General features: G+C 64.3%; 27 protein-coding genes and 1 pseudogene. 9 read left to right on the top strand and 19 right to left on the bottom strand.

Going from position 1 to position 25,976, the window contains the following annotated elements; genetic code table 11:
• Positions 1 to 134: 134 nt before the first annotated feature.
• From pyrF to dnaK, 6 genes are all read right to left on the bottom strand, one after another.
• Positions 135 to 836 (bottom strand): orotidine-5'-phosphate decarboxylase, encoded by a 702-nt coding sequence (pyrF, locus tag Amn_RS00360; protein WP_192312762.1) that lies wholly within the window; start codon positions 834 to 836, stop codon positions 135 to 137.
• Positions 833 to 1,429, bottom strand: a complete 597-nt coding sequence (locus Amn_RS00355; RefSeq protein ID WP_067965870.1) for an NADPH-dependent FMN reductase — start codon at positions 1,427 to 1,429, stop codon at positions 833 to 835. The genes pyrF and Amn_RS00355 overlap by 4 nt, the downstream gene beginning before the upstream one ends.
• Before the next feature lie 90 nt (positions 1,430 to 1,519).
• Complete coding sequence (pmtA, locus tag Amn_RS00350; RefSeq protein ID WP_067955687.1) at positions 1,520 to 2,125, bottom strand: phospholipid N-methyltransferase PmtA; 606 nt, start codon at positions 2,123 to 2,125, stop codon at positions 1,520 to 1,522.
• Positions 2,126 to 2,224: 99 nt separating this feature from the next.
• Positions 2,225 to 3,358, bottom strand: coding sequence for a molecular chaperone DnaJ (gene dnaJ, locus Amn_RS00345; protein ID WP_286294233.1), 1,134 nt, complete (start codon positions 3,356 to 3,358; stop codon positions 2,225 to 2,227).
• 190 nt (positions 3,359 to 3,548) lie between these two features.
• Positions 3,549 to 4,616, bottom strand: a complete 1,068-nt coding sequence (locus tag Amn_RS00340) for an acyltransferase family protein (protein WP_286294232.1) — start codon at positions 4,614 to 4,616, stop codon at positions 3,549 to 3,551.
• 168 nt (positions 4,617 to 4,784) lie between these two features.
• Positions 4,785 to 6,701, bottom strand: a complete 1,917-nt coding sequence (gene dnaK / locus Amn_RS00335; RefSeq protein WP_067955694.1) for a molecular chaperone DnaK — start codon at positions 6,699 to 6,701, stop codon at positions 4,785 to 4,787.
• Between the two features lie 214 nt (positions 6,702 to 6,915).
• Here dnaK and Amn_RS32560 point away from each other — a divergent pair.
• Positions 6,916 to 7,377, top strand: a pseudogene (locus Amn_RS32560) (M48 family metalloprotease); the annotation flags it as partial.
• A 137-nt stretch (positions 7,378 to 7,514) separates the two neighbouring features.
• Positions 7,515 to 8,027: a M48 family metalloprotease gene (locus Amn_RS00325; protein WP_286294230.1), complete on the top strand. Its 513-nt coding sequence runs from the start codon at positions 7,515 to 7,517 to the stop codon at positions 8,025 to 8,027.
• Positions 8,028 to 8,349: 322 nt separating this feature from the next.
• On the opposite strand, the gene Amn_RS00320 is transcribed toward Amn_RS00325, so the two are convergent.
• From Amn_RS00320 to infC, 12 genes are all read right to left on the bottom strand, one after another.
• Entirely contained in the window at positions 8,350 to 9,048 is a 699-nt protein-coding gene (locus Amn_RS00320; RefSeq protein ID WP_067955699.1) for a spermidine synthase, read from the bottom strand.
• A gap of 116 nt (positions 9,049 to 9,164) precedes the next feature.
• Positions 9,165 to 10,151 (bottom strand): Gfo/Idh/MocA family protein, encoded by a 987-nt coding sequence (locus Amn_RS00315; protein WP_067955701.1) that lies wholly within the window; start codon positions 10,149 to 10,151, stop codon positions 9,165 to 9,167.
• 90 nt (positions 10,152 to 10,241) lie between these two features.
• Complete coding sequence (locus Amn_RS00310) at positions 10,242 to 10,832, bottom strand: YceI family protein (protein WP_067965872.1); 591 nt, start codon at positions 10,830 to 10,832, stop codon at positions 10,242 to 10,244.
• 69 nt (positions 10,833 to 10,901) lie between these two features.
• Positions 10,902 to 11,480, bottom strand: coding sequence for a cytochrome b (locus Amn_RS00305; RefSeq protein ID WP_067965874.1), 579 nt, complete (start codon positions 11,478 to 11,480; stop codon positions 10,902 to 10,904).
• Positions 11,481 to 11,537: 57 nt separating this feature from the next.
• Positions 11,538 to 12,137, bottom strand: coding sequence for a nucleotidyltransferase family protein (locus tag Amn_RS00300; RefSeq protein WP_067955703.1), 600 nt, complete (start codon positions 12,135 to 12,137; stop codon positions 11,538 to 11,540).
• 18 nt (positions 12,138 to 12,155) lie between these two features.
• The gene (gene pheT, locus Amn_RS00295; RefSeq protein WP_154385269.1) at positions 12,156 to 14,561 is read right to left on the bottom strand and encodes a phenylalanine--tRNA ligase subunit beta; all 2,406 of its coding nucleotides are present in this window, start codon (positions 14,559 to 14,561) and stop codon (positions 12,156 to 12,158) included.
• On the bottom strand, positions 14,558 to 14,989 hold the full coding sequence (locus tag Amn_RS00290; RefSeq protein ID WP_067955708.1) for an ASCH domain-containing protein: 432 nt from the start codon (positions 14,987 to 14,989) through the stop codon (positions 14,558 to 14,560). The genes pheT and Amn_RS00290 overlap by 4 nt, the downstream gene beginning before the upstream one ends.
• Complete coding sequence (pheS, locus tag Amn_RS00285) at positions 14,986 to 16,071, bottom strand: phenylalanine--tRNA ligase subunit alpha (protein ID WP_286294227.1); 1,086 nt, start codon at positions 16,069 to 16,071, stop codon at positions 14,986 to 14,988. Before pheS ends, Amn_RS00290 begins: the two co-directional genes overlap by 4 nt.
• A 114-nt stretch (positions 16,072 to 16,185) precedes the next feature.
• The gene (rplT, locus tag Amn_RS00280) at positions 16,186 to 16,587 is read right to left on the bottom strand and encodes a 50S ribosomal protein L20 (RefSeq protein ID WP_067955711.1); all 402 of its coding nucleotides are present in this window, start codon (positions 16,585 to 16,587) and stop codon (positions 16,186 to 16,188) included.
• 34 nt (positions 16,588 to 16,621) lie between these two features.
• Positions 16,622 to 16,825, bottom strand: a complete 204-nt coding sequence (rpmI, locus tag Amn_RS00275) for a 50S ribosomal protein L35 (protein ID WP_018430570.1) — start codon at positions 16,823 to 16,825, stop codon at positions 16,622 to 16,624.
• A gap of 209 nt (positions 16,826 to 17,034) precedes the next feature.
• A complete protein-coding gene (locus Amn_RS00270; RefSeq protein ID WP_067965876.1) occupies positions 17,035 to 17,661 on the bottom strand; it encodes a methyltransferase family protein in 627 nt (208 codons plus the stop codon).
• Between the two features lie 127 nt (positions 17,662 to 17,788).
• The gene (gene infC / locus Amn_RS00265) at positions 17,789 to 18,325 is read right to left on the bottom strand and encodes a translation initiation factor IF-3 (RefSeq protein WP_040457142.1); all 537 of its coding nucleotides are present in this window, start codon (positions 18,323 to 18,325) and stop codon (positions 17,789 to 17,791) included.
• Positions 18,326 to 18,524: 199 nt separating this feature from the next.
• Here infC and Amn_RS00260 point away from each other — a divergent pair, with 199 nt between their 5' ends.
• The 4 genes from Amn_RS00260 (at position 18,525) to Amn_RS00245 (ending at position 21,874) form a co-directional block, all read left to right on the top strand.
• On the top strand, positions 18,525 to 19,298 hold the full coding sequence (locus Amn_RS00260) for an alpha/beta hydrolase (RefSeq protein WP_067955716.1): 774 nt from the start codon (positions 18,525 to 18,527) through the stop codon (positions 19,296 to 19,298).
• A 4-nt stretch (positions 19,299 to 19,302) separates the two neighbouring features.
• Complete coding sequence (locus Amn_RS00255) at positions 19,303 to 20,445, top strand: benzoate/H(+) symporter BenE family transporter (RefSeq protein ID WP_182574467.1); 1,143 nt, start codon at positions 19,303 to 19,305, stop codon at positions 20,443 to 20,445.
• 121 nt (positions 20,446 to 20,566) lie between these two features.
• A complete protein-coding gene (locus Amn_RS00250; RefSeq protein ID WP_067955719.1) occupies positions 20,567 to 21,007 on the top strand; it encodes a DUF2852 domain-containing protein in 441 nt (146 codons plus the stop codon).
• A gap of 108 nt (positions 21,008 to 21,115) precedes the next feature.
• Positions 21,116 to 21,874, top strand: a complete 759-nt coding sequence (locus Amn_RS00245) for a M48 family metallopeptidase (protein WP_067955721.1) — start codon at positions 21,116 to 21,118, stop codon at positions 21,872 to 21,874.
• Positions 21,875 to 22,004: 130 nt separating this feature from the next.
• Here Amn_RS00245 and Amn_RS00240 read toward each other — a convergent pair whose 3' ends face one another.
• Positions 22,005 to 22,892 carry a LysR family transcriptional regulator gene (locus Amn_RS00240; protein ID WP_246340766.1) on the bottom strand — a complete coding sequence of 296 codons (888 nt, stop codon included), beginning with the start codon at positions 22,890 to 22,892 and terminating at the stop codon, positions 22,005 to 22,007.
• Between the two features lie 296 nt (positions 22,893 to 23,188).
• Here Amn_RS00240 and Amn_RS00235 point away from each other — a divergent pair, with 296 nt between their 5' ends.
• Genes Amn_RS00235 through trpA form a run of 3 tightly spaced genes read left to right on the top strand, consistent with a single transcriptional unit; the run spans position 23,189 to position 25,973 of the window.
• Positions 23,189 to 23,848, top strand: coding sequence for a phosphoribosylanthranilate isomerase (locus tag Amn_RS00235; RefSeq protein WP_067955723.1), 660 nt, complete (start codon positions 23,189 to 23,191; stop codon positions 23,846 to 23,848).
• Positions 23,849 to 23,877: 29 nt separating this feature from the next.
• The gene (gene trpB, locus Amn_RS00230; protein ID WP_067955725.1) at positions 23,878 to 25,128 is read left to right on the top strand and encodes a tryptophan synthase subunit beta; all 1,251 of its coding nucleotides are present in this window, start codon (positions 23,878 to 23,880) and stop codon (positions 25,126 to 25,128) included.
• Between the two features lie 2 nt (positions 25,129 to 25,130).
• Positions 25,131 to 25,973: a tryptophan synthase subunit alpha gene (gene trpA / locus Amn_RS00225; protein WP_067955727.1), complete on the top strand. Its 843-nt coding sequence runs from the start codon at positions 25,131 to 25,133 to the stop codon at positions 25,971 to 25,973.
• Positions 25,974 to 25,976 lie beyond the last annotated feature (3 nt).

The raw sequence follows: 25,976 nt of genomic DNA, 5'->3' as shown, positions 1-25,976 counted from the left end.
GGCTGCCCCATCTTCAAAACGCGCTGTGACGAGCCGACTGGTGTTGTTGTCGAGAACCGGAGCACAGTGGACATTCAGGTCCGTGAGCACCGGAAGCGGAGACAACCGCGGCGGGCGTTCGTCACAGAGGAATCTTAGGCTTTTGCCATTTCCTCAAGGATAGCCTGCGCCGCAGCCTTCCTGTCAACCGCGCCGACGATCGGGCGGGCAACGACGAGGTGGCTCGAGCCGTTGCGCATGGCGTCGGCCGGGGTAACAACCCGCTTCTGGTCGCCATGGTCGCTGCCTGCAGGGCGGATGCCCGGCGTCACCACCGCCATGCCTGGCCCGACGATGCGGCGCACTGCCGAGGCTTCGCTGGCCGAGCAGACGATGCCGCCCATCTTTGCCTGCAGCGCCTGTTCGGCGCGGCGCAGCACCAGCGTGTGCGGGTCGTATTCATAGCCCGCGTCGATCATGTCCTTTTCGTCCATGGAGGTGAGGACCGTTACCGCGAGCAGGCACAGGTCGCTGCCTTTGGCTGCCTCGACCGCCGCCTTCATCGCCTTGGGATAGGCATGCAGCGTCAGCATGGTCATGCCCATCTTGACGATGTTCTCGACGCCCTTGGCCACCGTGTTGTCGATGTCGAGCAGCTTCATGTCGAGGAACACCTTGGTGCCGCCGCTGGCCAGTTCGCGGGCGAAGTCGAGCCCTCCGGCAAAAGCCAGCTGGTAACCGATCTTGTAGAAGCTCGCGGTGCCTTCGAGTTCGCGGACCGCTCTTTCGGCTTCCTTGACGGTGGGCAGGTCAAGGCCGACGATCAGCCGGTCGCGTACAGTGTCTATGCTGCTCATGGTTCTACCCTTCGCGACATCATGGTGGCTCGTTCGACAAGCGTTTGGCACAGCCGCTGCATGCCCTTGCGCAGGCGCTCCTCGCGGAATTCGCCGTTGTCGTCGAAGGCTTCGCTGCCATGCGGCACCGAAACCTGCGGCGAAATCACTTCCATCTGGATGTGCGACAGCACCGCGCGCAGGTGAGTTGCGCTGCGGATGCCGGCGAAATGGCCGTCGGAGGACGAGCAGATCGCCACCAGCTTGCCGGCATAAGGCTGAAGCCGCCTGCCGCCGTCGCTACGCACGCGGCTGACCCAGTCGATGGTGTTCTTGAGCAAGGGCGGCATCGAGCCGTTATATTCGGGCGTCGCGATCAGCACCGCGTCGTGCATGTCGATCAGGCGGGCGAGCCTGACGGCGTTTTCGGGCACGCCGTCGCGTTCCTCGAGGTCTTCGTCCATGATCGGCAGCGGATAGTCGGCGAGCGAGATGCGCGTCACCTCGGCACCCTGCAGCGCCAATTCCTTCTGCGCTATGTCGGCCGTGCGGCCGCTATAGGCGCCGGCCCTGATCGAACCGGCAAAGACGAGAATTCTGGGAACGAGCGGCATCATCCATCCTGTGGCACGCCCGGCAAGACGCACCAAACATCGTGGCGACGGTATAGGGGCGATCAGCCGGCCAAATCAAGGCCGCTGTGCTCAGTGCTTGGCGCGGCGATAGACCCAGAGCTGCGTCGGCGGAATGTTGCGGATGATGAAGTCGAAATGCTCGACGGTGTAGTTGCCGAGGCCCGGAGGAATCGGCGACTTCGGGCCGTAGGTCAGCTGGATCACCGGCCGTCCGGCAGGGATGCGCTTGAGCAGGCCCTCGAGATAGGCAACGCGGCTGGTGACCGGAAAGTTGAGCAGCGGCACGCCCGAAACGACCGAATCGAAGATCAGGTCCTTCTTGTCACCGAGCGTGTTGTCGAGGTCGAAGGCGTCGCCCTCGATGACGTTGACGCCTGGGTAGAGGCGGCGCAGGTGCTGGACGAAATCGGCTGAGTATTCAACCGTATAGAGATCCTCGGGCTTCACGCCGTGGGCGAGGATCGCCTTTGTGATGACGCCGGTGCCGGGCCCGACTTCGAGGACCGGCAGGCCCGAGCGGGTGTTGATGACCGAGGCCATGCGCTTGGCGGTGACCGAGCTGGTCGGCACGATCGAACCGACGGCCTTGGGCTTGTCGATCCAGCCCTTGAAGAACTTCAGTTCGTCGTCGAACCTTGCCGCAAGGGTTTTGCGCAATCCGGAACCGCGTGGCATCGCTTCGATCTCCTCACCGCTGCTGGGGGGAGAAATAACAGCAAAGTGGGCCAGCGCAAGCAGAAAGCTGGCTCAATTTCCGTTACGGCAGAAACATCCTCATTTATCGCCGAAGGACTCGAAAAAGTCCTTCATGCGCGAGAAGAAACCGCTCGACTGCGGCGAGTTCTCGGTCGACGACAGCTTCTCGAATTCCTCGAGCAGCTCGCGCTGCCGCCGCGTCAGGTTCTGCGGCGTCTCGACGGCGGTCTGGATGTAGAGATCGCCGACCTGCGGCTGGCGCAGCACCGGCATGCCCTTGCCCTTGAGGCGGAACTGGCGGCCATTCTGGGTGCCTTCGGGCACTTTTACGCGGGTCTGGGTACCGTCGAGCGTCGCCACCTCGAACTGTCCGCCCAGTGCGGCGGTGGTCATCGAGATCGGCACCTTGCAATAGAGATCGGCACCATCACGCTGGAAGAACTCGTGCGGCTTGACCGACAGGAAGATGTAGAGATCGCCTGACGGGCCGCCGCGCAGGCCGGCCTCGCCTTCATTGGCGAGACGGATGCGGGTGCCGTCCTCGATGCCCGAGGGGATGTTGACAGACAGCGAGCGCTCCTCGGTGACGCGGCCCTGGCCGGCGCACTTGCCGCACGGGTCCTTGATCGTCTGGCCGCGGCCCTGGCACTGCGGGCAGGTGCGCTCGATGGAGAAGAAACCCTGGCTGGCGCGCACCTTGCCGTGGCCCTGGCACATCGAGCAGGTCACCGGCTGGGTACCGGGCTTGGCGCCCGAACCGGCGCATTCGGTGCACAGGATCGATGTCGGCACGCGGATTTGCGCGGTCTTGCCGGCAAAGGCCTCCTCGAGCGAAATTTCCATGTTGTAGCGCAGGTCGGCACCGCGCTCGCGGCCACCCGAGGAGCGACGGCGCCCGCCGCCCATCATGTCGCCGAAGATGTCCTCGAAGATGTCGGCGAAGCCGCCGGCGCCAAAGCCGTGGCCGCCGCCATTGCCCATGCCGCCATTCTCGAAGGCGGCGTGGCCGAAGCGGTCATAGGCGGCGCGCTTCTGCGGGTCCTTCAACGTCTCGTAGGCTTCGTTGATTTCCTTGAACTTGTGCTCACTCGCGTCGTCGCCCGGATTGCGGTCGGGGTGGAACTGCATGGCAAGCTTGCGGAAGGCCGACTTCAGCTCCTTCTCGTCGGCGCCCTTCTGGACACCCAGCGTTTCGTAGAAATCAGCTTTCATATCTTCCCGTCACTGCCTCGGCGCGATCCACCGGATTGCGCCATCGGTGGTAATAGGCCCCGATTTAGTAAACCATGCGCCGGTATGCCATAGGCCGGTTGGCCGAAGCGGCAGATTTCGGCAGAAAATCGGCTAAATTTGCAGCCATTGTGGCCTTGGGGCCGCTCAAGCGATACGGCGACGTGCCGCTTTAGGTTTTTCCACCCCCAACCCGGGAATTGAGATACTGGCTCACCGGCCCCTCAAAGTAGCGGTCGGAGGCCATCGCCACCACCATGACGGTTGCCGCCGGCACCAGCCAGAAGGTGTAGAAGCCGATCACCTCGAGCGGTTCGACCAGCTTGCGCCAAACTAGCGCCAAAAGCAGCGTCTCGATGACAGGGTGGATCATGTAGATGCCGAACGAGACGCGGCCGAACGGATGCAACGGCTTGAGATAAAGCGCGCCATCGGGATTGTTGCGCTCGGCAAGGGCGGCGAGGAACATCGCCGCCGCCAGCAAGAGCACGATCACATAGGCGTTCTGCTGGGTCGCCATTGCCGCGATCGCCAGGGCAAAGGTCAGCCAGCCGGGCAGGTGGCTCGACAACTTGAGCCTGGAGTCCCGCATGGCCACCGCCACCATCGCGCCGAGTGCGAAATCGGCAAAGGCGCGATAGGCGCCCCAGGTGTTGGCCTCGAGCCAGCTCGGAAACGGGATCCAGCCCAGCATCACCGCCAACTCCAGCCCAGAGACGGCGGACGCCGCCACCACAGCCAGTCCCAACCTGCCGTGGCGGCGATAAGCCAGGACGATGACGGGCAGGGCGAGATAGCAGAACCACTCTGCCGACAGCGTCCAGCTGACATAGTTGAAGGTCAGATTGTCGGTCAGGCCCCAGGCCTGGACCAGCAGCAGGTTGGCTGGCAGCGCCGCCCAGGCATAACGCTCGGGCTGCTGGGTCTGCACCAGGCCGAAATGCAGGGCCGCGGCAACCACGCAGAAGAACAGCAGCGTCACCAGATAGAGCGGATAGAGCCGGGCCAGACGGCGCACGATGAAGCGGCGGAACGATCCCGGCTCGGCCAAAAGCGTGTCGGCATAACGCAGCATGATCAGGAAGCCGGAGATCATGAAGAACATTTCCATCAGCGGCATCAGCCGGTAGAGCGCATTGCTCGCCGCCTCGTGTCCGGGCGGCGCATAGCGCAGAAAATGCCACATCATCACGGTAAGAGCTGCGGCCAGCCGCCAGATTTCGAGCGTCCTGAAGTGCATGCCGCCCTCCACCACCGCACCGCCGAGGTCAACTCTCGGCCGGGTCCAGCCACAGCCTGCCTGTACATTCTTTCCTTAAGCTTAAACGCCGACAGTCTCTGTATTTGACGCAAAAGAAAAGCCCGGCGCAATGGCCGGGCTTTCCGATTAGACTGGATGTCGATCCGATCAGGCCGACTTCTTCTTGTCGTCGTTGTCGTCGATCTCTTCGAAATCGGCGTCGACCACGTCGCTGTCCTTGGCAGCATCGGCGGCGGCGTCGGATTCGGCCGCTTCCTTCTGCGAAGCCTCGTACATGGCCTGGCCGAGCTTCATCGAAGCTTCGGCAAGCGCCTGCGACTTGGCGTTGATCGCTTCGGCGTCGTCGCCTTCGGTCGCGGTCCTCAGGGCTGCGATCGCATCCGAAATCGCAGTGCGGTCTGCTTCGGTGACCTTGTCGCCATATTCCTTGAGCGACTTCTCCGAGGAATTCAGCAGGCTTTCGGCCTGGTTACGTGCCTCGACCAGTGCCTTGCGCTTCTTGTCGGCCTCGGCATTGACCTCGGCGTCCTTGACCATCTTCTCGATGTCGGCGTCGGACAGACCGCCAGATGCCTGGATGCGGATCTGGTGCTCCTTGCCGGTGCCCTTGTCCTTGGCCGAGACGTTGACGATGCCGTTGGCGTCGATGTCGAAGGTCACTTCGATCTGCGGCACGCCGCGCGGTGCGGGCGGAATGCCGACCAGGTCGAACTGGCCGAGCATCTTGTTGTCGGCAGCCATTTCACGCTCGCCCTGGAAGACGCGGATGGTCACCGCCGACTGGCTGTCCTCGGCAGTCGAGAAGACCTGGCTCTTCTTGGTCGGGATCGTGGTGTTGCGCTCGATCAGGCGGGTGAACACGCCGCCCAGCGTCTCGATGCCCAGAGACAGCGGGGTCACGTCGAGCAGCAGCACGTCCTTGACGTCGCCCTGCAGCACGCCGGCCTGGATGGCAGCACCGAGAGCAACCACCTCGTCGGGGTTGACGCCCTTGTGCGGCTCCTTGCCGAAGAACTGCTTCACGATCTCCTGGATCTTGGGCATGCGGGTCATGCCGCCGACCAGGACCACTTCGTCGATCTCGCCTGCCTTCAGGCCGGCATCCCTGAGCGCTGCCTTGCACGGCTCGATCGTGCGCTGGACGAGGTCGTCGACCAACTGTTCGAACTTGGCGCGCGACAGCTTCAGCGTCAGGTGCTTCGGGCCGGTCGCGTCAGCGGTGATGAAGGGCAGGTTGATTTCAGTCTGGGTCGTCGACGACAGCTCGATCTTAGCCTTCTCCGCAGCTTCCTTGAGGCGCTGCAGGGCAAGCTTGTCGTTCTTCAGGTCGATGCCCTGTTCCTTCTTGAACTCGGCCGCCAGGTACTCGACCAGGCGCATGTCGAAGTCTTCGCCGCCCAAGAAGGTGTCGCCGTTGGTCGACTTCACCTCGAACACGCCGTCGCCGATCTCGAGAACCGAGATATCGAAGGTGCCGCCGCCAAGGTCATAGACGGCAATCGTCTTGCCTTCGGTCTTGTCGAGGCCATAGGCCAGCGCAGCTGCGGTCGGCTCGTTGATGATGCGCAGCACTTCCAGACCGGCAATCTTGCCGGCGTCCTTGGTGGCCTGGCGCTGGGCGTCGTTGAAATAGGCCGGAACGGTGATGACGGCCTTCTCGACCTTCTCGCCGAGATAGGCTTCCGCCGTTTCCTTCATCTTCTGCAGGATCATCGCCGAGATCTGGCTGGGCGACTGCTTCTTGTCGCCGGCTTCCACCCAGGCGTCGCCATTGTCACCCTTCACGATGTGATAGGGGACCAGCTTCTTGTCCTTTTCGGTGACCGGATCGTCGTAGCGACGGCCGATCAGGCGCTTGACCGCGAAGACGGTGTTTTCAGGGTTGGTGACCGCCTGGCGCTTGGCCGGCTGGCCGACGAGACGCTCGCCGTCGCCGCTGAAGGCGACAATGGAAGGGGTCGTGCGCGCGCCTTCCGCGTTCTCGATGACTTTCGCGTCCTTGCCGTCCATGACGGCGACGCAGGAATTGGTCGTTCCCAGATCGATGCCGATAACTTTTGCCATTTTAGTACTTCTCTCCGCTAAGCAGGCTCTCTGGACCCATGAAGGCGTTCCGACGAAAGCCCCTGTTCACTCGAAATGCCGCTCCAGATACCGGTTTTCCGGGCCGAAGCGGTGTTGCGGCGTATATAAGAACAGGCTCCTGACAGCGCAAGCGTTCTGCAACTTTCCGTGCAGGGGACTCGGCAAAAGCCTGTGACAAGCTCATATTTGGGGCATGAGCGAGCTACAATCCATCAACCTTTTCGAACGCCGACGCAATCGCGCGCTGAACACGGCGCAAACATGGCTGCTCGGCGCCGGCAGCCTGCTCCTGCTCGGGGTCACCGCCTGGGCCTTCGCAGGCAGCACCGGCATCCTCTATGCCCTTGTCTTTGGCGCGCTTTCCATGTGGGCGGTGCGGCGCATCAGCCCGCAGATGGTGCTGTCAATGTACAAGGCGCGGCAGGTCACGCCGGCCGACTTCCCCGCCGGCTTCCGCATCGTCGAAGAGCTCGCCCGCCGCGCCGAGCTGCCTGCGGTGCCAAAACTCTATGTCATCCCGTCGAAGATGATGAACGCGTTTGCCGTCGGCCGTCGCAACGACGCGGCCATCGCCGTGACTGACGCGCTTGCCCGCAACCTGACCCCGCGCGAGTTCGCCGGCGTGCTCGCCCATGAGATCAGCCACATCGCCCATGAAGACGTGAAGGTCATGGCCTTCGCCGACATGGTGTCGCGCTTCACCTCGTTCATGTCGACTGTCGGCCTGGTCTCGCTGTTTCCAATCTGTTCGGTTTTGCCGGCGGTTTCGGCACCCAGGTGCCCTGGCTCGCCGTGCTGGTGCTGCTTGCCGCACCCACCGTCGGCGGCCTGCTGCAGATGGCGCTGTCGCGCACCCGCGAGTTCGACGCCGATCTTGGCGCCGCCATCCTCACCGGCGACCCGGACGGCCTCGCCTCGGCGTTGACCAAGCTCGAACGTGCCCAGGGCAGGGTGTGGGAAAACATCCTCCTGCCCAGCGGCCGCATCCCCGACCCCTCGGTGCTGCGCACCCACCCGCTCACCGCCGACCGCGTCGCCCGGCTCAGGGCGCTGAAAACCACCGGGGCGCCGGAGCCCATCGTTACAGCCGACAGCGCCGCTGTGCCGCATGGCGCCCGACCGTCGATGATCCCCAAGATCCGCGCCCGCCCCGGCACGTATTTGCCGCAAGGCGCGCGCGGCTTCATCAATGCCGCCAACACCGACTTCGCCGACGACAGCCGTCCCGCCTGCGACGCCTCGCTCAACCCACCCGACAAAGGTCGCCCGCGCATCCGGGTGACCCGCGGCGGCGTGTGGTGGTGATTTTTTGCGCCGAAGTGGAGAGATTTTGAACAGGGTGGCTCGTCACCAACGATCCTTCTGACCTGCAGGCGATCTTAGCTGTCATCGGCGCCGCGACCAATCGATAAGGCCGCAAAGCTTATCCCTGCAATACAGCAGGATGAGCACCGCCGGCGACGAGACCAATCTCCCTCCTTGTGTGGGAGATGGCCGGCAGGCCAGAGGGGTGCGAAGGATCGCAACTTGGCTTCATGGGTGGCCGAACCGATCAATCGCGCCCGGGTGTCGCTTCGCTCACCCGGAGTGAGTGACTTCCCATCAACACTGAAGAAGGGGCGCCGCCCTATCTCCGCCCCTTCACCGCCGTCGCGCCGCGATTGGCCGCCACCCAGACGACATGGCGAGCGCCGCTGCCCTTGGTGCTGGCACGGACCTTGACCTCGTCGGTTACGAAGCCGCTTTCATGCAAGCGCCGCGAAAACGACTTGTCGGGGCCTTGCGACCAGACGATCAGCACGCCGCCCGGCTTCAGCGCGGTCTTCGCAGCATAGAGCCCGGTATAGTTGTAAAGGCTGTCATTGGCGTCGCGCGACAGGCCCTCGGGACCGTTGTCGACGTCGAGCAGAATGGCGTCATAGTCGCCCATGCCATCGCGGATGAGCTTGCCGACATCGCCCTCCACTATTTCGACGCGCGGGTCGTCGAGGCAGCCGGCGAAGAGTTCGGCCATCGGCCCGCGCGCCCAGGCGATGACCTCTGATACCAGTTCGGCGACGACGATGCGGGCATCCCGGCCGAACAAGGCAAGGGCTGCGCGCAAGGTGAAACCCATGCCGAGGCCGCCGATCAGGATGTTGGGCTTGGAACGGCCACCGATGCGCTCATGGGCGAGTTTGGCCAGCGCTTCCTCGGAGCCGCTCAGCCGGCTGTTCATCAGCTCGTTGCTGCCGAGCATGATCGAGAACTCGGTGCCGCGCTGCTTGAGCCGCAGTTCGCCGCCGCCGGGAATCTTCGCCGTGTCGAGCACTACCCAGGGAATCATCGCCGCGCGCCTTCATTGTCCGACTTCATGCGGCGCTCCCTAGCACAGCATGGCGCAAACGACAGCCTTCGCCCGGCCGATGGTGGGCAGGCTCGAAAGCCCGGAGGCCCAATGGCCTAGACCTCCTCCCAGCCGTCACGGTCGCCGGCGCGGAAGATGGCATCGATGACCTTCTGGTTGAGCACCGACTGCTCGAGCGAGAAGACGTGGTCTCCACCCCCTTGCGCTGCGCGGACAAAGGTCTCGACCTGCAGCCGGTACTGCTGAGCGCCGGGGAAGCGGAACACCGTCGCCTCGTTGTGGCCGGCATTGTGCAGCTCGACGCGGTGATGGTCGTAGAGCCCGGCATTGAACGGCGCATGGATCTCGATGAAGCCCTTGTCGCCGTGGAAGACCATCAGCTGGCGGTTGGCGAGCTGGGTCGAGAGATAAAAGGAAAGTTCGAAATCGCCGAAATCGGCGCGGACGCTGGAGTAGATGTCGGTACCGAATTTCGGGTCGCGTTCGATGCTCGCCTGCACCCGCACCGGCTCCTTGCCGGTCGAAAAGCGCGTCGTGACCGTCGGGTAGACGCCTATATCGGGCAGGGCGCCGCCGCCGAGATCGAGCTGGTTGCGCATGTTGTTGGGGTCGACGTTGAAATAGGAAAACGCGCCCTGGACGTGCTTGAGCTTGCCGATGGCCCCGGCTGCGATCAGGTCGCGCACCTTCAGCCATTGCGGATGATAGGTGACCATGAAGGCTTCAGAGACGATCACCTTGTTGCGGTCGCGGATGGCGATCAGCGGCGCGATGTCCTCGGCCTTCAGCGCCAACGGCTTTTCGACCAGCACGTGCTTCCCGGCCTCGGCCGCCTTTGCCGCCCATTCGAGATGTTGCGAGGTCGGCAGCGGAATGTAGACGCCGTCGACGGTGTCGGAGGCAAGCAGCGCGTCATAGGAGCCGAAGGCATGTGCTGCGCCGAAGCGGTCGGCCAGGGCTCGCGCCTTGCCGACGTCGCGGCTGGCGACCGCGGCCAGCACGCCATTGTCGGAATCGGCGATCGCCGGCAACAGCTGGTCACGGCCGATCTTGGCTGTCGAAAGTACGCCCCAACGAAACATCTGGCCTCCGGACACAAGGAAAAAGCTGGCCCAATTGCCCGCTTCGGGAGATTGGCGGAAGCCGCCGCCAAATGCCAGAGCCTATCTTGTTTAGCCGCGGCGGCCACTGAACTCCATGTCGAAGGCAACGATGTTGGAATAGATCGGCGTGCCGACATCCATCTGGTAACGCGAGCGGAACACCTGGCCGCTGACCCGGAAACGGATCTGTCCGCCCTTCAGGCCCTGCAGCTCGGCGGTGAACTTTTCGGTGTTGGTGTGGCCGCGCGCCGTCAGCTGGCCGGTGATGACAGCCGAATTGTCGCCGGTGCGCCGGACACTGGTCGAGCGGAAGGTGATCTCACGTGAATTGGCGACGTCGAAGACGGCGTCCGACTTCAGGAAGGCGTCGATACGGCCCTGACCGGTGCCGACGCTTTCGGGAAAGATGGTGATGTCGACCTTCGAACGGGCAATGTCGCCGCCGTCGATGCGGATCGTCCCCTTGAACTGGCCGAAAGCGCCGGAGAGCCCGCCGCCGCCGATCTTGCCGATGGCAAAGCGGATGCTCGAACCGTTGTTGGAAACGGCATAGCGCCCGGCCGCATCGGACAGCGCCACCGCCGAGGCAGTGTCGCCGAGCAGACCGACCGCAATGAGGGCTGCAGCGCCCAAAACACGCCCAAAAACATGCACGGACATCTCATCATGCTCCCTGATGGCAAGGCCCATCCGGGCCATGCACCGAGACAAACGAACGGATTGCAGCTGCTATTCCGGCTTTCGTGGGGACCTCGCGAAAAATGGCGAGATCATCCGAACCAGCACGACATCACGCAGCCAGAAATGGTGCCGGAGCGCCGCCAGAATGTGCAGCACAACCAGCGCGATGCCGGCATAGGCCAGCCATTTGTGGCCGAAGACCCAGAATGTCTCGGCCGCATCGGAAACCTGCAACGGCAGATGCGGCATGACGAAAAGATTGAACGGCACCGACGGGATTTCGAGTACCGAAACCGACACCAGCGCCCAGCCGGACAGCGGCACGACGAGCTGCGCGGCATAGAGCAGGAGATGCACCGTGGGTGCTGCCTTGCGCTCCAGCGGGTCGACTTCGTCGGGCAGCTCGGGGCTCAGGTTGCCGAGCCGCCAGCCGATGCGGAGCAGCACCAGCCCGAGCAGCAGGAAGCCGAAGGACTTGTGCAGCTGGATCAGCTCGAAGGAGGTGCGTTGGCTGGTCATGCGGACCATGACCAGCCCGAGCGCGAACTGGCCGATGAACAGAGCCGCGATCAGCCAGTGCAGGACGATCGCCGCCCAGCCGTAGCGGGTAGTGGTGTTGCGCAGCATCGACGGCACCTCGGTCGCACAACGAATCTGGAGCGGAATTCGTCCCGGAACAGAGGCCTACCAGTCCAAGACGGTGACCTCCGGCCACATCTCCCTGGCGCGCCGGCCCTTGGCCTCGTGGGTGGCGCGGTTGTCGTTGCGATGATTGGGCGTGATCCGGAAGGCAAAAACATCGTCGAGGCCGAACGGCGCCCAGACCCGCGCAGCGCCGTCGACAAGGGCGAGGCCGACTGCATGGGTGCGCGAAGCGAAATGCTCGAGCGACTCGGCGCTCGACCCGAGCGGAGCGCGCGGCGAGCCGAAATGATCCTCGAACCAGAGATGCACGCGGGCCTGGTTTCGGATCTCGACCGGCAGCGGCAGATGCGCAAAGGCCTCGTTGCCCCGGCGGATATGCACGTCTTCGGCCTCCCAGGAGAGGTCGGCGCCGTCGAAATAGAACAGGTCGAGATCCTTGATGCCGTGCCCGGCGGGGCGGCCGGTCAGATGGTTCCAGACGCTGTTGTAGAGCGCACCCGAAACCAGCATCCACTGTGGCAGAGCGAGTTTCTCGGCCACGGCGAGTGCCGGACGGACGATCGGGTCGGCAAGGAGGATATCGAGCAGGACCTGCCGCTGGTCTTCAAACGGCAGGCCCTTGTATCGCAGATGCTCCATCCTGCACCCCGAGAACGATCAGCTCCTGAGCGCGCCGCCGGTCTGCTTCTTGACGTTCTCGACGATGCGCGCCGCGAGCGCCTCGAAATCCTGGTCGGTCAGCGTCTTCTCGACCGGCTGGATCGACACCTCGATGGCGATCGACTTCTTGCCTTCGCCGAGCGATGCGCCTTCGAAGACGTCGAAGACCGAGACGCCCGTGATCAGCTTCTTGTCGGCGGCGAGGGCGGCACGCGTCAATGTGCCGGCCTCGACCGCCTTGTCGACGACGAAGGCGAAGTCGCGCTTTACGGCCTGGAAGGCCGACAATTCGAGCTTCGGCTTGGTCTTGGTCGGCTTGGCCTTGGGTTCGGGGATGGCATCAACATAGACCTCGAAGCCGCAGAGCGGGCCCGACACGTCGAGGCCTTCGAGCGTCCTCGGATGGAATTCGCCGAAGGCGCCGAGCACGACCTTGGGGCCGAGCTTGATCACGCCCGAGCGGCCCGGGTGATACCATGCCGGCGCGCCGGTCTCGATCTGCAGCCGATCGACGGGTGCGCCGCAGGCTTCGAGTGCGGCGATGGCATCGGCCTTGGCGTCGAATACGCCGACATTGCCGGCATTGCCCGACCAGTTGCGGCCCGAGCCCTCAAGCTTGGCGGTGCCGCGGCGGATACCAGAGGCGACGCGACGCTGGCCTTCGGCCGTGTCGTTCTCATAGGTGCCGGAGACCTCGAACAGGGCGACGTCGCCGAGGCCGCGGTCGGCATTGCGCTGGGCAGCGGCGATCAGGCCGGGCAGCAGCGACGGCCGCATGTCGGACATGTCCGCTGCGATCGGGTTCGACAGCTTGAGGCTGTCCTGGCCGCCGCCGAACAGCTCGGCGTGCCTGGCCGGGATGAACGACCAGGTGACGGCCTCCATCATGCCGCGCACGGCGAGCGCGCGCCGCGCCGAGCGGGTGCGAATCTGCAGCGTGGTCAGGATCTTGCCGTTGACGGCGTCATGCGCGCCCAGCGGCTGCGGCGCGATGTTGTCGACGCCGTGGATGCGCATGACCTCCTCGACCAGGTCGGCCTTGCCGTCGACGTCGGGACGCCAGGACGGCACGGAAACCTCGACGACGTCGCCATCGCCGCTCACGCCAAAGCCGAGGCGGGTGAGGATGTCGAGGCTCTCGGCCTTCGGCACCTCGATACCGGTCAGGCGCTTGACCTCGGACAATGGCAAGGAGACGACCTTGGCCGTGTGACCGGCATAACCTGTCACATCGGTCCTGGTCGGCTGGCCACCGCAGAGTTCCAGCACCAGCTTCGTTGCCAGCTCGACACCCGGAACCATGAATTCGGGGTCGACACCACGCTCGAAGCGGTAGCGCGCATCGGTGATGATGCCGAGCGTGCGGCCGGTACGGGCGACGTTGAGCGGGGCCCACAGCGCCGACTCGATCAGCACGTCCGTCGTGTTCTCGTCGCAGCCCGAATGCTCGCCGCCCATGACGCCGGCGATGGATTCGACGCCATTGTCATCCGCGATGACGCACATCTCCGATGTCAGCGCGTATTCGCGGCCGTCGAGCGCCAGCACCTTGTCGCCTTCGCGGCCACGGCGGACGACGAGATTGCCGGCAACCTTGCTGGCGTCGAAGACGTGCAGCGGACGGCCATGGTCGAAGGTGACGTAATTGGTGATGTCGACCAGCGCGTTGATGGGCCTGAGGCCGATGGCCAGCAGGCGCTGCTGCATCCATTTGGGCGAGGGACCGTTCTTGACGCCGCGCACAAGGCGCAGCGCGAAACCCGGGCAGAGCTCCGGCGCCTCGATCGACACCTTGACCGGGCATTCGCCATCACCGGCGACCGGCTCGACCTTACCGCCCTTGAGCGTGCCGAGGCCGGACGCCGCGAGATCGCGGGCGATGCCATGGACGCTGGTGGCGTCGGGACGGTTCGGCGTCAGGTTGATCTCGATGACCGGGTCGTCGAGATGCGCGTAGGCCGCGAAGGACGTGCCGACCGGCGCATCAGCCGGCAGGTCGATGATGCCATTATGCTCATCCGACAGCTGAAGCTCGCGCTCGGAGCACATCATGCCGTGGCTTTCAACGCCGCGGATCTTGCCGACCGACAGCGTCACGTCGATGCCGGGCACATAGGCGCCGGGAGCGGCGAAGGCGCCGATCAGCCCGGCCCGTGCATTGGGCGCGCCGCAGACCACCTGGACGGGCTTGCCGTCACCGGTGTCGACGGTGAGAACCTGCAGCTTGTCGGCGTCGGGATGCCTGTTTGCCGTCAGCACCTTGGCAATGACGAAAGGCTTGAGGGCCGCCTTGTCGTCGACGGACTCAACTTCGAGGCCGATCGACGTCAGGCGCTCGACGATCTGGTCGAGCGAGGCGTCGGTGTCGAGATGATCCTTGAGCCAGGAGAGGGTGAATTTCATGGGTTCACTCGTTTCGTGTCGTTGCGGTCGAGCACTTCCACCACCCGGAACCGCTCACAAACCAAAATCATGTCAGGCGAAAAGCCGCCATTGCGGGCGAAATAGGCCTCGTGGGCCTGACGCCAATATTCATAGGACAGGTCACCCTCGCCTTCCGCGGCGGCAAACTCCGCATCGACCTCGTCGAAGCGGCGCTGGATCGCCTCGACGGTTTCGATGACAGCGGCACGGCGGCCCTGGCCGTCGAGCACGACATCCCTGCGGCCGACCTCGGGCACCGGCTCAGCGCCGCCGTAGTCGCGCAAGGCGCCGCAGGTCGCGGTCTTACGCCCTGACAGCACCAGCGCCAGCAGCTCGTCGGCGAGCTCCGGGCTGTCGCCGAAGGCGAAGGTCACCGCACCGGCATATCGGTCGGCAGCGTCACTCATGCGCTCAGGCCACCGAACAGGGTCGGCATGTCGAGCGGGCGGAAGCCATAGTGCTGGAGCCAGCGGACATCGGCGTCGAAGAAAGCGCGCAGATCGGGCATGCCGTATTTCAGCATGGCGATGCGGTCGATACCCATGCCCCAGGCGAAGCCCTGATACTCGTCGGGATCGAGGCCGCCATGGCGCAGCACGTTCGGGTGCACCATGCCGCAGCCGAGGATCTCCATCCAGTCGTTGCCTTCGCCGAAACGTACTTCGCCGGGACGCGAACGGTCGCATTGGATGTCGACCTCGAGGCTCGGCTCGGTGAACGGGAAGAAGGACGGACGGAAGCGCATCGTGACCGAGGGGACCTCGAAGAACGCCTTGCAGAACTCCTCCAGCACCCACTTCATGTTGGCGATGTTGGCGGTCTTGTCGATCACCAGGCCCTCGACCTGATGGAACATCGGCGAGTGCGTGGCGTCCGAATCCTGGCGATAGGTCTTGCCGGGAATGACGATGCGGATCGGCGGCTTCTGCGTCTCCATGGTGCGGATCTGCACCGGCGAGGTGTGGGTGCGCAAAAGCTTGCGCTCGCCATTCTGGTCGGGCGGGAAGAAGAACGTGTCGTGCATCTCGCGCGCCGGGTGGCCGACGGGGAAGTTGAGCGCGGTGAAATTGTAGTGGTCGGTCTCGACATCGGGACCTTCGGCGATGGCAAAGCCGAGGTCGCCAAAAATCGCCGCGATCTCGTCGATGACCTGGCTGATTGGATGGATGCGGCCGCGCTCGGCCGGCGACTGACGCACCGGCAAGGTGACATCGATCTTCTCGGCGACGAGGCGGGCGGTAATGGCGACATCGCGCAACTCGCTCTTGCGGGCCGAGAGCGCGTCGGTGACCCGGTTCTTCAGGCCGTTGATCGCCGGCCCCTTGGTCTGGCGCTCTTCGGCGCTCATCGCGCCGAGGGTCTTCAGCATCTCCGAGACCGAGCCCTTCTTGCCGAGGGCGGCGACGCGCACCGCCTCGACCGCCTGCTCGTCGGAGGCCGAAGCGATGTCGCTCAGCAGCGATTGTTCGAGAGTTTCAAGATCGCTCATGGTCCAGTTCCGTTGCGGCCCTGCGGCCGTTCGTTGCGGCAAAAGAAAAACCCGCGCCAGCCGTGCCAGCGCGGGTTCCCCAAATCAAGTCTGTGATGCTTGGGAAGGCGCTGGTTAAGCTACAGCGCTTTCAAAAGCATTTGGCGTGGTGTTCTTGAGGTACTCAAGAGCAACCTTGGCCTTGGCCACGAGTGCGGCGAATGCCTGCGGCTCATGGATAGCCATGTCGGAGAGGATCTTGCGATCGATCTCGATGTTGGCCTTGTTCAGGCCGTCGATGAAGCGGCCATATGTCAGGCCGTGCTCGCGGACCGCGGCGTTGATGCGCTGGACCCACAGGGCGCGGAAGTTGCGCTTGCGGTTCTTGCGGTCGCGGTAAGCGTACTGCTTCGACTTTTCCACCGCCTGCTTGGCAATGCGGATGGTGTTCTTGCGGCGGCCGTAGAAACCCTTGGCCTGCTCGAGAACCTTCTTGTGCTTGGCGTGGGCGGTTACGCCCCTTTTGACGCGTGCCATGTCATGATCTCCTTAAACGTTGTCCAGGCCGGGCTCAGAGGCCGTTCGGCAGAAAATTCTTGATGACCTTCTTGGCATCCGGTTCAGCCAGAACCATCGTGCCGCGAGCATCGCGAATGAACTTGTTGGAACGCTTGATCATGCCATGGCGCTTGCCTGCGGCAGCCGCCAGGACCTTGCCAGTCGCGGTAACCTTGAACCGCTTCTTGGCAGCCGATTTGGTCTTCATCTTGGGCATTTTGCTACTCCGTTCTTCAGGATCCCGCGGCACCCGAAAGTGCTTCGAAATCCCTTCATGTTGTTGTTTTCAGGCCGACCAAAGCCCGAAAAGCAAATGAAACCGCCACGGCATGCCCTGCCGGGCGGTTCTGGGACGCGGCTATATACGCGGAAGTTTGGCGCAGTGCAACACCCTGAAACGGCCGCAACCGCAATGTTTCCGCGGCCTCAGGGGAGGCGGAACAGCACCGGTAGCGCGCCGGTGACCTGGGCGTGGTCGATCAGCTCGAAAACGGGCAGGGCGACGAGAAACACCAGGCCGTCGAGCAAGGTGTTGAGCAAAAGCTTGGGCCGGAAACTGCCAGTGTCGCCTTCCTGATAGAGCGAGAGCTTCGGGAAGAAACGCGGCACCCTTTCGACATAGGCCTTGTAGGCGGCGCCGAAAAGCGCTTCGAGATGCCGCTCCTCACGCAGAATGACCACATGGAAGGCCAGCGCGCACAGTACGGCAAAGCCGATCGTGGCGACGATCGACCCCATCTGCGCGCCGACGCCGGCGGCCGCCAGCGTCGAAAAGACGTAGAGCGGGTTGCGGGTCATCGAATAGGGCCCGCCGGTGACGACCTCACCCGATTTGCGCCCGCCGATATAGAGCGTGCACCACAGGCGGCCGACGATGCCGAGGAAGATCAAAAGGATGCCGACCATCTCGACGACTTCGTGGACGGTGGTGTCGGGCGGAAAGGTCGACTGGCCGAACAGCAAGGCCGCGAACATCGCAACGATCAGCACGGCCAACACGAGGCGGCGCATGCTCTGGTACCGGCCCAGGCCTGATGTGTCGTCGTTGCTCATGCGGCCAAACACTCCAGCCGCCCTGCGCGGGCAGGTCAGCCTTTTGGCACCACTGTCGGGGAAAATAGCCCCGGCGGATGCCGGGGCATCGGTGCATTGCGCGCCCGTCTGGGCGCGCAACATGGCATCAGCGTGGCGCCAGCACCATCATCATCTGACGGCCTTCGAGCTTGGGCTCGGCTTCGACCTTGGCGATGGTGGCGACTTCCTCGCGCACCTTGTTGAGAAGCTGCATGCCGAGTTCCATATGCGCCATTTCGCGGCCACGGAAACGCAACGTCAGCTTGACCTTGTCGCCTTCCTCGAAGAAGCGTCGCACCGCCTTCATCTTGGTCTCGTAGTCATGGCTGTCGATGTTCGGGCGCATCTTGATCTCCTTGATCTCGATGACCTTCTGGTTCTTGCGCGCCTCGGCCGCCTTCTTCTGGTTGGCGTATTTCAGCTTGCCGAGGTCAAGGATCTTGACGACGGGCGGCGTGGCGTTGGGGGAAATCTCTACGAGATCGAGGCCTGCCTCTTCGGCGGCCAGGAGTGCGTCGTTGATGGAAACATCGCCACGGTTCGAACCGTCGACGTCGATCAGTTGGACCCGGGGAACCCGGATGTCACGGTTGGAACGCGGGCCGTCCTTGGTAGGCGCGGCTGCTTTAAAAGGTCTGCGAATGGTCGTGGTCTCCTCGAGCCATTGACGTTGTTGAATGTCTGACGCGCCAATGTGGGTAGCGCGCGGGCGAAGTCAATAACACAGCACTCGCAACAAATCACCTGCTTCTGCGCATGCGAACTGCCCCAAAATAACGATTCTTGGGGCACTTTCCGCATCAGGCCGGCTGTGCCACAAGTCCCAGCCAAGGGGATTTGACATGACTGCAAGCGCACCGGACTTCATCGAGGTCGAAGGCAACCGTATCGCCTTGAGGTACCAGCCGGGCCAGGCGCCGGGCGTGGTCTGGCTCGGCGGCTACAAGTCCGACATGCTGGGCACCAAGGCCGAGGCTCTGGCCGCGTGGGCGGCGGGCGAAGGGCGCGCCTTCCTGCGCCACGACTATTCCGGCCATGGTGAGAGCGGCGGCGCCTTTGCCGACGGCACGATCTCCAGGTGGCTGGCCGAAAGCCTTGCGGTGTTCCGCGCGTTCACGACAGGGCCGCAGGTGCTCGTCGGCTCGTCGATGGGCGCCTGGATCGCGCTCAGGATGAACGCCGAGCTAAACAAAGCGGGCGAGGGTGACCGCGTCGCCGGACTGGTGCTGCTGGCGCCGGCGCCGGACTTCACCGCCGAGTTGATCGAGCCCGAACTGACCGAGGCCCAGCGCAGGGACCTGGCCAAGAAAGGCTATTTCGAGGAACCGTCGGACTATTCGCCGGAGCCCTATATCTACACCCGCGCGCTGATCGAGGACGGCCGCAACAACCTCGTCATGACAGGGCCGATCCACACCCATTGCCCCGTCCACATCATCCAGGGCCTTGCCGACCCCGACGTGCCGCACAGCCATGCGCTGAAGCTGATGAGCCTTCTGCCCGCCGACGACGCAACGCTGTCGCTGGTGCCAAACGGCGATCATCGCCTGTCACGGCCCCAGGATCTCGAGCTGCTGACCCGCGCAGTCGGCGAAACCATCGCGCGGGCCGGCTGAGCCGATGCGCATCTCGATCCCGATCTCGGCCTTTGTCGCGGCCATCGTCGGCTTCGGCAGTACACTCGCCATCATCGTCGCCGCCGCCGACGCGGTCGGCGCGACGCAGGTGCAGACGGCGAGCTGGGTCACCGCCATCTGCCTCGCCATGGCCTTCGAGACGGCCTGGCTGTCTTGGCGGACCAGAATGCCGGTCATCTCGGCCTGGTCGACGCCGGGTGCGGCGCTGATCGCCGCGAGCAGCGGCTTTACCATCAACGAGGCTGTCGGCGCCTTCCTGGTGACAGGCGTGCTCCTGGTGCTGACCGGGCTGATCAAGCCGCTGACGCAGCTGATCTCGCGCATCCCGGCCTCCGTCGCCTCGGGCATGCTGGCCGGCATCGTCGTCACCTTCGCCATCAATGCCGCCAAGGCCGTGCCCACTGACCCGTGGCTGATCCTGCCGCTGATCGGCGCGTTCTTCCTGGTCCGGCTCTACAATCCGGCATTGTCGGTGCTGGTGGTGCTGGTTGGCGGCGGGCTTGCTGCATTCCTCACCGGCCGCGTCGGCACTCTGCCCGTGCCGGAACTGTCGACACTGACGCTGATCGCGCCCGAATTCACGCTGACCGCGACGATCGGCCTGGCGCTGCCGCTCTATCTCGTCACCATGGCCTCGCAGAACCTGTCCGGCCTCGCCGTGCTGCGCGCCGCCGGCTACAACCCCGAGCCCGGCCCGCTGATCGGGGTGACCGGGCTGCTTTCGGTGCTGTCGGCGCCATTCGGCGCCTCGACCACCAACCTCGCCGCGATCTCGGCTGCGATCTGCACCGGTCCAGACGTGCACCCCGACATGAAGGAGCGCTGGAAGACCGGGCCATTCTATGCGCTCGCCTATCTTGTCTTCGCCGCGTTCGGCGCGTCTCTGGTGGCGGTGTTTGCCGTGCTGCCGCCGAGCTTGATCGTGCTTGTTGCCGGGCTCGGGTTGGTGTCGTCGCTGGCCAATGCACTCGCCATTGCGCTCAAGGACGACCATCACCGCATGGCGGCGACGATCGCTTTCGTCGTCACCGCATCGGGGCTGACTTTGCTCGGCGTCGGCTCGGCCTTCTGGGGACTGGTCGCAGGGCTTGTCGTGCTGGTGCTCGAGAACTTCAAAAAAGGCTAGCTTTCCCAAAGCCTTGTCCGGTTTTGGCCGGCGTCGTCTTGAATCGCCATTTTTGCTTTCCCATGTCGATGTGAGCAGCATTTTTCCCCTGCTGCCTCGAACAAAGGAACGGCAATCTACTATGAACACGACTGCACTGATCCGTCCGGCTTGGACGCCGGCAACCATCGCGTTGATGGTGATCGGCTTCATGGTGTTCTGGCCGCTCGGCCTCGCCATGCTTGCCTACATCATCTGGGGCGACCGGCTTGACGGTTTCAAGCGCGACGTCAACCGTGCGACCGACGGCATCTTCGCCGGCTGCCGCAAGGCTTCCTACCGTGCCAACACCCAGACCGGCAACGTCGCCTTCGACGACTGGCGTGAGAAGGAACTCGAGCGCCTGAACGAAGAGCGTCGCAAGCTCGACGAGATGCGCGACGAATTCGACGCCTATGCCCGCGAACTGCGCCGGGCCAAGGACCAGGACGACTTCGACCGCTTCATGGCCAACCGCAACAAGCCGACGGCTCCGACCGTCACGCCCAAGAAGGGCGGCAAGTCGGGCCTGCTTGACGACTGAGGCCACCCCAAGTCGCTGAATGCCAACGGCGCCGTGATCGCGGCGCCGTTTCTATTGCGCCGGCGTTTCTATTGCGCCGTTGTCACTCGAATCATCTAGTCTCGCACCATGTCCTTTGGCTTCTTCCGCAAGCTGACCAAGCCGGCGCCGACACCCGTCCTGGAACGGGACCATGTCGTGGCCGGCCGCACGCTGCCGCTCAGGATCGTCGAGAACGACCGGGCGCGGCGGCTGACTTTGCGCATCGACGCCGGCGGCCGCGGCCTGCGCATCACCGTGCCGCCCGGCCTGCGCCAGGGCGAGGTCGACCGCTTTCTCGACCGTCATCAGGGTTGGCTGGAACAGCGCCTCGCCAAGGTGCCCGACCGGCCGCAGGTGCGTCCCGGCATCAAGATTCCGATCCGCGGTGTACCGCATCTCATCATCCACGAAGGCGGAACGCGCGGCACCGTGCGCCAGTCGCAGGACGAAAGCGGGCCGACGCTCGTCGTCCATGGCGACCGGACGCATTTGCCGCGCCGCATCGCCGACTTCCTCAAGCGCGAGGCCAAGCGCGACATCGAAGCGATGGTGGCCAGGCACAGCGAGGCCGCCGGGCGCCGCGCCAAGGCGATCCGCTTCCGCGACACGACCAGCCGCTGGGGCTCCTGCACCTCTGATGGGGTTCTGTCGTTCTCGTGGCGCATCATGATGGCGCCGACGCCTGTCATCAACTACCTCGTCGCCCACGAGGTCGCACATCTCCGCGAGATGAACCACGGCCCGAAATTCTGGAAGCTGTGCGAAGAACTCTGCCCCGACACCGAGCGCTGCAAGGCGTGGCTCAAGCGCAATGGCGGAGCACTGCAGGCGATCGTGTTTGAGTGAGTAGGGCCTACCCTCCCGCTTGTGGGGAAGGTCGACGCGAAGCGGCGGGCGGCGGTTGGAAGCGCCCACCATCCGACGAAGCGCTCGCTGATCGCTACCCCTGCGGTCCGACCCTCCCCACAAGGGGTGACTACGCCTCCAACCACTCTCCCATGAAATCCAGAAACGCCTGAACCCGTGGCGCGCGGAAACGACCCTTGGGCATGACGGCCCAGAGCGAGATCGGGTCCGAGCGGTTGATGTCTGCGAGGATTTCGATCAACCGGCCTTCGCGAACCGCCTGGCCAACGACAAAATCCGCCAGCCGCACGATGCCATGGCCCTGGACGGCGAGGTCGAACAGCATGCCGACATTGTCGCAACCGAAGTTGCCGGAGGGCTGGAAGCGCACGAGATCGTCGCCACTCGCCAGCGGCCATGTCGTCATCGACGACTGACCCGAAAGCGGAATGCAGTTGTGACCGGTAAGTTCGGTTGCCGAACATGGCGTACCGGCACGCGCCAGATAGGACGGTGCTGCGCAGATCACCCGGCGGCTTTCGGCCAGCTGGCGAGCCACCATGTCGGACCCTGATGTCGGGCTGCCGCGCAGGACGACATCGACTTGCTCGGCGACCGGATCGATAAGCTTGTCAGTGAGGCTGAGATCGACAGTCACTTCGGGGTAGCGCCTGAGAAACTCCGGAATGGCGTGCAGCAGTGTCTGGCGCGCGAAGCCGGTGCTGGAATTGACGCGCAGGAGCCCCTTGGGCCTGGCGCGCGCCGACGCGACGTCGGCTTCAGCGAGATCGATGAGTTCGAGCACCTCGCGCGCCCGCTCGAGGAACAGCGTGCCCTCCGAGGTCAGCGCCAGCCGGCGTGTCGTGCGCGTCAGCAATCGGACACCGAGCCGGTCCTCGAGCCGCGACACCAGTTTCGACAGGGCCGACGGCGTGATGCGCAGGTCGTCGGCGGCTTTGGCGAAGGAGCCGAGATCGACGATCCGCACAAAGGCCTTCATGTCTTCGGATGACGCCATATTGCTGATCTCAGTTCATGAATGCACCAACAGGATAGCTGATTATGTACAGACCTGGAAATGATACGTCTCGGGCATGGTTTCACCGAGGACCCAGCCATGACGTCCCGTCAGCACCACCCCGCATCAGTTCCGTCAGCGCACGACACAATCGACTACAACCGCTTCCGGGCGATCGCCGCACATCAGCGTCGCCTGGCGATCGCCCATTTTTCCCGTGCCGCGCGTCGCTTCCTGACCGCGATGTTTCGCAAGCTTTTCTCGACTCGGCCGGCTTTTCGTGCCAATCCCGGCGCATGGCACTCGACATCAAGATCTGCGGCCTCAGCACCGCTGAAACCTTCGACGCCGCTCTAGGCAATGGCGCGAGCCATGTCGGGTTCATCTTCTTTGCCAAAAGCCCGCGCAACGTCTCGCCCGCTCTCGCCGGGCAGCTGCGCCAGTCCGCCACAGGCCGCGCCGAGGCGGTAGCCGTCACGGTCGACGCCGACGACGCCTTTCTCGACGCGATCGTGGCTGCCGTTAAGCCCGACATGCTGCAGCTCCACGGCAAGGAGGCGCCCGAGCGCGTGGCTGACGTAAAGGCCCGATACGGCCTGCCTGTGATGAAGGCCTTCTCCATTCGCGAAGCCCAGGACTTCGACGCGATCGTGCCTTATGGCGAGGTCGCCGATCGTCTGCTATTCGACGCCAAACCGCCCGCGGGGTCCGAATTGCCCGGCGGCAACGGCGTTTCCTTCGACTGGCGGTTGCTTGCGGGCCTTGACGCCTCCGTCGATTACATGCTTTCCGGTGGTTTGAACGCCGCCAATATCGGCGACGCCCTCAGGCTCGCAAACCCGCCCGGCATCGACATTTCCTCGGGCGTGGAAAGCGCACCCGGCGTCAAGGATGCGGCGCTGATCGACAATTTCTTCAGGGCCGTCCGGGCCGCGCGCGAAGACAGCGCCGCCTGAGTGAGCCTCCAGCCGCAAGGAGATCGGCCTTGAACCAGCCGGCAGAGCCCAATTCCTTCCGCACCGGACCCGACGAGCAGGGCATGTTCGGCATCTTCGGCGGCCGTTTCGTCGCCGAGACGCTGATGCCGCTGATCCTCGACCTGCAGCGCCACTGGGACGAGGCCAAGAACGACCCGGCCTTCAAGGCGGAACTCAACGAGCTGTCGACCTTTTATGCCGGCCGGCCGTCCAAGCTCTACTACGCCGAAGGCCTGACCCGGCATCTTCGTGACGTTTCCTCGGCGAAGGGCCTCGGGGGCGGCGCCAAGATCTATTTCAAGCGCGAGGACCTGAACCACACCGGCTCGCACAAGATCAACAATTGCCTGGGCCAGATCCTGCTCGCCAAGCGCATGGGCAAGACCCGTATCATCGCCGAAACCGGCGCCGGCCAGCATGGTGTTGCTTCCGCAACCGTCGCCGCCCGCTTCGGCTTCCCCTGCTTCGTCTATATGGGCGCCACCGACGTCGAACGGCAGAAGCCAAACGTCTTCCGCATGAAGCTCTTGGGTGCCGAAGTGCGCCCGGTCAGCGCCGGCCACGGCACGCTGAAGGACGCCATGAACGAAGCGTTGCGTGACTGGGTCACCAACGTGCACGACACCTATTACCTGATCGGCACCGCCGCCGGCCCGCACCCCTATCCCGAGCTCGTCCGCGACTTCCAGTCGGTGATCGGCACCGAGGCGCGGGCCCAGATCCTCGAGCAGGAGGGGCGCCTGCCCGACATGATCGTTGCTGCCGTCGGCGGCGGCTCGAACGCCATTGGCCTGTTCCACCCTTTCCTCGACGACCGCAGCGTCAAGATCGTCGGCATCGAAGCCGGCGGACGTGGCCTCGACGGCATCGAGCACTGCGCCTCGATGAGCGCTGGTCGCCCCGGCGTGCTGCACGGCAACCGCACCTACCTGTTGCAGAACAATGACGGCCAGATCCTCGACGGCCACTCGATCTCCGCCGGTCTCGACTATCCCGGCGTTGGCCCCGAACATAGCTGGCTCCGCGACAGCGGCCGCGTCGACTATGTGCCGATCCTCGACGACGAAGCGCTGGAGGCGTTCCAGCTGACCACCAAGGTGGAAGGCATCATCCCGGCGCTCGAATCCGCCCATGCCATCGCGCATGCGGTCAAGGTTGCGCCTACGATGGGCAAGGACAAGGTGATGATCGTCAACCTCTCCGGCCGTGGCGACAAGGACGTGCATACGGTGGCCAAGATGCTGGGCATGGAGATCTGATCATGACGACCACCCGCATCGACCGCCGCATGGCAAAGCTGAAGGCCGAGGGACGCCCGGCGCTCGTGACCTATTTCATGGGCGGCGACCCTGACTACGAAACCTCGCTGTCGATCATGAAGGCACTGCCCAAGGCGGGCAGCGACGTCATCGAGCTCGGCATGCCGTTTTCCGACCCGATGGCCGATGGCCCGGCGATCCAGGCCGCCGGCCTGCGCGCGCTGAAGGCCGGTCAGACGCTGGCCAAGACGCTCAAACTGGCGCGCGAGTTCCGCCAGGGCGACAACGACACGCCGATCGTCATGATGGGCTATTACAACCCGATCTACATCTACGGCGTCGACCGCTTCCTGACCGACGCTGTCGCCTCGGGTATAGATGGGCTGATCATCGTCGACCTGCCGCCGGAGATGGACGCCGAACTGTGTATCCCTGCACTCAAGGCCGGCATCAACTTCATCCGCCTGGCAACGCCGACGACCGACGACAAGCGCCTGCCGAAGGTGCTCGAAAACACGTCGGGCTTTGTCTACTACGTCTCGATGACCGGCATCACCGGCTCGGCGCTGGCTGACACGACCAAGGTGGCGGAGGCGGTGAACCGCATCAAGGCGCACACCGATCTCCCCGTCTGTGTCGGCTTCGGCGTCAAGACCGCCGAGCAGGCACGCACCATCGGCGCATCGGCCGACGGCGTGGTCGTCGGCACAGCGATCGTCAATGCCGTGGCCAACGTCCTGGGCCCGAAGGGTGAAAAGACCGCCGACCCGGCCGAAGCCGTGGCGACGCTGGTTACCGGCTTGTCCCAAGGCGTTCGCGCCGCACGCCTTGCTCCCGCCCAATAAATA

Origin of the sequence: Aminobacter sp. Y103A (assembly GCF_030294925.1) — a bacterium.
Taxonomy (GTDB): domain Bacteria; phylum Pseudomonadota; class Alphaproteobacteria; order Rhizobiales; family Rhizobiaceae; genus Aminobacter; species Aminobacter ciceronei.
The sequence above is the reverse complement of the archived record's forward strand: the minus strand, read 5'-3'. Positions and strand labels throughout refer to the sequence as shown.

Excerpts from the sequence above, each read along its gene's own strand:
- pyrF (WP_192312762.1), bottom strand. The coding sequence starts at position 836 with ATGAGCAGCATAGACACTGTACGCGACCGGCTGATCGTCGGCCTTGAC.
- Amn_RS00355 (WP_067965870.1), bottom strand. The coding sequence starts at position 1,429 with ATGCCGCTCGTTCCCAGAATTCTCGTCTTTGCCGGTTCGATCAGGGCC.
- pmtA (WP_067955687.1), bottom strand. The coding sequence starts at position 2,125 with ATGCCACGCGGTTCCGGATTGCGCAAAACCCTTGCGGCAAGGTTCGAC.
- dnaJ (WP_286294233.1), bottom strand. The coding sequence starts at position 3,358 with ATGAAAGCTGATTTCTACGAAACGCTGGGTGTCCAGAAGGGCGCCGAC.
- Amn_RS00340 (WP_286294232.1), bottom strand. The coding sequence starts at position 4,616 with ATGCACTTCAGGACGCTCGAAATCTGGCGGCTGGCCGCAGCTCTTACC.
- dnaK (WP_067955694.1), bottom strand. The coding sequence starts at position 6,701 with ATGGCAAAAGTTATCGGCATCGATCTGGGAACGACCAATTCCTGCGTC.
- Amn_RS00320 (WP_067955699.1), bottom strand. The coding sequence starts at position 9,048 with ATGATTCCCTGGGTAGTGCTCGACACGGCGAAGATTCCCGGCGGCGGC.
- Amn_RS00315 (WP_067955701.1), bottom strand. The coding sequence starts at position 10,151 with ATGTTTCGTTGGGGCGTACTTTCGACAGCCAAGATCGGCCGTGACCAG.
- Amn_RS00310 (WP_067965872.1), bottom strand. The coding sequence starts at position 10,832 with ATGTCCGTGCATGTTTTTGGGCGTGTTTTGGGCGCTGCAGCCCTCATT.
- Amn_RS00305 (WP_067965874.1), bottom strand. The coding sequence starts at position 11,480 with ATGCTGCGCAACACCACTACCCGCTACGGCTGGGCGGCGATCGTCCTG.
- Amn_RS00300 (WP_067955703.1), bottom strand. The coding sequence starts at position 12,137 with ATGGAGCATCTGCGATACAAGGGCCTGCCGTTTGAAGACCAGCGGCAG.
- pheT (WP_154385269.1), bottom strand. The coding sequence starts at position 14,561 with ATGAAATTCACCCTCTCCTGGCTCAAGGATCATCTCGACACCGACGCC.
- Amn_RS00290 (WP_067955708.1), bottom strand. The coding sequence starts at position 14,989 with ATGAGTGACGCTGCCGACCGATATGCCGGTGCGGTGACCTTCGCCTTC.
- pheS (WP_286294227.1), bottom strand. The coding sequence starts at position 16,071 with ATGAGCGATCTTGAAACTCTCGAACAATCGCTGCTGAGCGACATCGCT.
- rplT (WP_067955711.1), bottom strand. The coding sequence starts at position 16,587 with ATGGCACGCGTCAAAAGGGGCGTAACCGCCCACGCCAAGCACAAGAAG.
- rpmI (WP_018430570.1), bottom strand. The coding sequence starts at position 16,825 with ATGCCCAAGATGAAGACCAAATCGGCTGCCAAGAAGCGGTTCAAGGTT.
- Amn_RS00270 (WP_067965876.1), bottom strand. The coding sequence starts at position 17,661 with ATGAGCAACGACGACACATCAGGCCTGGGCCGGTACCAGAGCATGCGC.
- Amn_RS00260 (WP_067955716.1), top strand. The coding sequence starts at position 18,525 with ATGACTGCAAGCGCACCGGACTTCATCGAGGTCGAAGGCAACCGTATC.
- Amn_RS00255 (WP_182574467.1), top strand. The coding sequence starts at position 19,303 with ATGCGCATCTCGATCCCGATCTCGGCCTTTGTCGCGGCCATCGTCGGC.
- Amn_RS00250 (WP_067955719.1), top strand. The coding sequence starts at position 20,567 with ATGAACACGACTGCACTGATCCGTCCGGCTTGGACGCCGGCAACCATC.
- Amn_RS00245 (WP_067955721.1), top strand. The coding sequence starts at position 21,116 with ATGTCCTTTGGCTTCTTCCGCAAGCTGACCAAGCCGGCGCCGACACCC.
- Amn_RS00240 (WP_246340766.1), bottom strand. The coding sequence starts at position 22,892 with ATGGCGTCATCCGAAGACATGAAGGCCTTTGTGCGGATCGTCGATCTC.
- Amn_RS00235 (WP_067955723.1), top strand. The coding sequence starts at position 23,189 with ATGGCACTCGACATCAAGATCTGCGGCCTCAGCACCGCTGAAACCTTC.
- trpA (WP_067955727.1), top strand. The coding sequence starts at position 25,131 with ATGACGACCACCCGCATCGACCGCCGCATGGCAAAGCTGAAGGCCGAG.